Here is a 2,977-nt window from a genome sequence, read left to right on the forward strand (position 1 = left end):
GTGTAGGAAAATCGCAGCGTCCAATGCGTCAAACCCGCGCGCCGTGCGGGTTCGGATTAAATGAAAAGGCTCCTAGAAGTACGCAGGAACGGGCGGACGCAGTCCTGAACCGGTTACGGGTTGTTAGCGACCGTGGAGCGGGGCTTCGCAGCAGACGTCTAGAGGTTTTCTGCGTTTTTTGACAGTAATGGCTCTGGTGGCTATACTGACATCAAGAGTGCAGCCGCTGCCTCATCACCTCCCTTCCGGGGTCAGGCGCTTGAAACAAAGGACGCCAGGGTGATGAATCGCAAGCTGCCCACTTTATTTTGCGGACAAGAAGACTTGGCGGTGAAGCCTCACGATATGCTTCAGATCCACATAGCGCTCCGTATTTTGCTCGCTCAAAAATCGGCGTGTTGTCCCTGCGGCCACGTCCGCTAATTGTATCCCTGTCATGGATGATTCGCCTTTACCTATCAGGTTAGCAACTGCTTGCCATGGGATGGCTCACTCCCCCCACATGCCGACTTCTCGTGCATCAACGACCACGGTGTACGGTCCGCCGTGGACCGTACGCGGTTTACCGTAAAATCTATAGATAAACCAATCACGGCCCGCGTCTCCGATCGACTGGCTGGCTGTCCAAGATTGAGCTGGACACTCTGGCGCGGCGAGATTCGGCGCAACGCTCCTGTTTTGTCATTCGAATGAGCCCCCACCAATGCTCCTCTGTGGTGGAGCGATGCAAAGACTACGAATGTTGAGGCCCCTGAAGCTCGGTCATTTGACGTCGGAGTTCCTAAATTTCGGGATCGTTGGGGGTGATCGGAGCGATATGGTGGTCTAAGATGTACTGTACCAGCAGACCGCGATTACGCAGGCCGACGAATTCAGCTGCATCTCCGGTATCCATCGCCGGATCTGTTTGGTAGAGGGACGCTGCCGCACGAACGCGTATTCCGACCATTCCCTCTTCCCGCATAATTGTAAGGGCTTGAACGGCCGCCAGGTGCGCTAAATCGCAGAGATGTTTGAAGTCGGCGTCATTGTTAAAGCGGTTCATTGCCATTAGAGCCCCCCCACGCGAATTGATTTCATTCCGAGCGTACTTCGTCAACGACCCCGCCCTGAAGGGCGGAGCTTGCGACTCCCCGGAAGTGCGTGCGACGGTCGACGCCGTCTCCTTCCTTCAGCTGGGGTCGCATTGTAGGGTGGTTGACGGCACCCTCACGACGGCGGGCGTGCCGCAGTCGCATCTGTCACCCGGTACTCGATTCCCAGACGGTGCAGGTTCATCGCGCCAATCCGGTCATCGTTCGACCGGTAATGGCATTGTTTTGATAGAGCGCGGCTTTATATTCGAGCATCTGCCGCAGTTGATAAAACGCCCACGATACGGACGTGTACCGGTCGCGCTGCCGGACAAGGCCTTTTGAGTCAGCCCCTCATTGTTTGGCGTGTGGTTGAATTTGCACCCATTGATATTGGCCGGGCCCATATCGCTTGCCTTTCCGCAAGACAAACAGAGTAGCCATGAGACGCGTGCCGCGATCCCCGAACGTTTGAGCCTCCAGCATCCGTCCGGGGAGGAGATCCGCCGGGGTGGCGCCCCCAAAGTTGGTGCGGCGGTTATAGACAAGGCGTGCCGACTGCCCCGAATACGTGAAGCGATCATGCGGCAGGTTCTTAATCTCCCGCACCGTCACCATGCCGTGTGAGACCGTCGTGATAATCCCGGTGATCTGCCCTTGCGGGCCGTAAATCGCTTGCGCCGTAATCCGATGGGTCTGGTGAGCGGTCACCACGGTGATGGAGGCTCCGGGGTGCAAGGCGGGCGCTGTGCGGTACGGAACCAAGTGCCCGTTCAACCAGATGGTCGTTGTACGCGTAAGATCGAGGGTGTCCGTCACGCCATGCGGGTGCGCCGGATCCGGACTCTGCTGCACCACGAGCGTTGCCCTCTGCTGGGACACCACCGTTACAGAGGACAGCACATTGGCCGGCGGATGCAACCAATAGGTGCTGTTCCACGTTGCAACGGGCGGCGGGAGTGCGATAGAACGGGGCACGGCGGACGATACCCGAGCATGCAGCCAAGCCCCGCTCCCAATCGCGATCATCCCGACCATCACGACGGCAGCAGCAAACCCCCAGCGACGCCGCGGCCCTCGGAAGCGCGGGGTCTTTTGCGCTAGCCGCTGATGCAACCGATCCTCGTTAAAGCGGACCGTCGTTACGCCGTGTCGCGCAGCGTAGCGGTGAAACCCATCCCGAATCGCGGTATCCAGAGCATCCTGCGCCTTGTGATCCTTAGCCATGGGGCTGTTCCTCCTCCCATAAATCGGCAAAGTGCCGGCGAGCCCGATGCAATCGGGCCCGGACGGCGGCATGTGTCAAGTGCAGGGCGTTCGCGATTTGTTGCATCGAAAAATCCCCGTAATAAAAGAGCCACAAACACTCCCGGTCGGTCCGCGATAAGCGGTCCAGCACCTGTTGGACATCGAGAACCGTGTCCTGATCCCTTTGCCCTGCCGCGATAGGGGGTGCGGTGTCGAACGCCACTTCCGGGCGCCGGTGCCGCTTCCGCAGCGCATCGCGGGCGAGGTTGCGCGTAACGGTATACAGCCACGCCGCCGAGATCGGGGCCTCCGGATGCGTCTGATGGTGGCGATACAACCGGATGAACGCTTCTTGTGCGATATCTTGCGCCAACTCGCGGTCGTGCGTTAGGACATACGCCAGTTGCGTCAGCTTGTCGCCCCACTCCCGGACCCACGGTTCAAGCCAGTTGGATGATGCTACGCCCACAAAGTTGCCTCCTCACTGACCTAAACGTGTGACCCGGGCGCCGCGTGACGCCGGGCACGCGAAGAATGGCCCGAGGATAAGCGCTTGGCCCCTTCGACGATCACGGGGTGTGTGTAGATAGAATGATGACACCAGTCGGGCTCCCGGATCCGTAGTGGGTACACTACGGGTGTCTGGAAAACATTTC

3 protein-coding genes are annotated in these 2,977 nt (G+C 59.2%); all 3 read right to left on the bottom strand.

All coding sequences use genetic code 11. The features are described from left to right. Nucleotides 1–781 precede the first annotated feature (781 nt). Entirely contained in the window at nucleotides 782–1,051 is a 270-nt protein-coding gene (locus tag HIJ39_RS22210) for a hypothetical protein (RefSeq protein WP_169103224.1), read from the bottom strand. 376 nt (nucleotides 1,052–1,427) lie between these two features. Continuing rightward, the gene (locus tag HIJ39_RS22220; protein WP_169103225.1) at nucleotides 1,428–2,300 is read right to left on the bottom strand and encodes a hypothetical protein; all 873 of its coding nucleotides are present in this window, start codon (nucleotides 2,298–2,300) and stop codon (nucleotides 1,428–1,430) included. Beyond that, on the bottom strand, nucleotides 2,293–2,790 hold the full coding sequence (locus HIJ39_RS22225; RefSeq protein WP_169103226.1) for a sigma-70 family RNA polymerase sigma factor: 498 nt from the start codon (nucleotides 2,788–2,790) through the stop codon (nucleotides 2,293–2,295). Before HIJ39_RS22225 ends, HIJ39_RS22220 begins: the two co-directional genes overlap by 8 nt. Between the last annotated feature and the right edge of the window lie 187 nt (nucleotides 2,791–2,977).

Source organism: Sulfobacillus harzensis (assembly GCF_012933365.1).
Classification (GTDB): domain Bacteria; phylum Bacillota; class Sulfobacillia; order Sulfobacillales; family Sulfobacillaceae; genus Sulfobacillus_B; species Sulfobacillus_B harzensis.

What these genes read in the sequence shown, in the direction of transcription:
- HIJ39_RS22220 (WP_169103225.1), bottom strand. Translation starts at nt 2,300, where the DNA reads ATGGCTAAGGATCACAAGGCGCAGGATGCTCTGGATACCGCGATTCGG.
- HIJ39_RS22210 (WP_169103224.1), bottom strand. Translation starts at nt 1,051, where the DNA reads ATGGCAATGAACCGCTTTAACAATGACGCCGACTTCAAACATCTCTGC.